We start from the raw sequence: 1,078 nt of genomic DNA on the forward strand, positions 1-1,078 counted from the left end.
GTCCGCCCACATGGACAGGTCGTCGTCCGTGTAACCGACGACGGTGGCCCGGCCGGTGGTGCCGCTGGAGGCGTGCACGCGCCGTACCTCGGACATCGGGACGGCGAACATGCCGAAGGGATAGGTGTCCCGCAGGTCGGCCTTGGTGGTGAAGGGGAACCGGGAGAGGTCCGCCAGGCCGCGGCAGTCGTCGGGCGTGACCCCGGCGGCGTCGAACTTCTTGCGGTACAGCTCGACGTTGTCGTAGGCGTGCCGCAGGGTAGCGCGCAGCCGGTCGAGCTGGAGCTCGGCGAGCTGCTCCCGGGACAGCCGCTCGGCGTCGTCCAGGAGGTCGTGGGGGAGGGGCTCGCCCCGGCGCGGTGCCGGGGCCGTCCCGGTCGTCGGCTCGCTGCTCATCGCGACTCCCTCGTCGTCGTGCCCTGCGTCCTGCGCGCGGTGGTGTCCCGCACGCTGCGGCTGCGTCCGCGGAACTCGGCGATCACCTCTTCGCCGCGCCGCACGGTCACGTCGTAGACGCCGCTGCGGCCGAACCGGGCGCGTTCCTCGGCCCTCGCCACGAGCACGTCTCCCTCGCGGGCGGGCGCCACGAAGACGATGTCGGCACCCGCGGCGACGGTCACGGGACCGTGGCTGTTGCAGGCGCAGGCGAAGGCCGTGTCGGCGAGCAGGAACAGATAGCCGCCGTGGGCGATCCGGTGCCCGTTCACCATCGACGGGGTCACGGTCATGCGGAGGGACGCGGTGCCCTCGCCGTGCTCGATCAGCTCGATGCCCAGCCGCCGGGACGCCTCGTCCGCGGAGAACATCACCTCCGTGGGCGTCTGCTCCGTGGCCTGCGACACCTGACCCACCACCTTGTCTCCCGAGTCTCCCGACCGACCATTCGGTTCGCGCGTGGCCCGGCCCAGTAATCCAGTCGTCGGGTCGCCCTGTCAAGAGTGTGACCGGCAGGGCTCCGGGGTCTTGCCCGGCGCACGGAAAGACGTCACACTGGTACCGAACGAATGGTCGGTTGGGAAGCTGGTGACGATGACCACGACAGACGCCGCCGAGGCGCCGCCCCCGCAGCCGTTGCAGG

The 1,078-nt window shown here is 71.5% G+C and carries 2 protein-coding genes; both read right to left on the bottom strand.

Going from position 1 to position 1,078, the window contains the following annotated elements; all coding sequences use genetic code 11:
* The coding region (locus ACFW2E_RS47645; protein WP_384478609.1) for a phenylacetate--CoA ligase family protein at positions 1-396 on the bottom strand (396 nt) is incomplete at its 3' end.
* Positions 393-842, bottom strand: coding sequence for a hydroxyphenylacetyl-CoA thioesterase PaaI (gene paaI / locus ACFW2E_RS47650; protein ID WP_384478612.1), 450 nt, complete (start codon positions 840-842; stop codon positions 393-395). The genes paaI and ACFW2E_RS47645, both read right to left, overlap by 4 nt.
* Between the last annotated feature and the right edge of the window lie 236 nt (positions 843-1,078).

It is taken from the genome of Streptomyces sp. NPDC058964 (assembly GCF_042741275.1).
GTDB lineage: Bacteria > Actinomycetota > Actinomycetes > Streptomycetales > Streptomycetaceae > Streptomyces.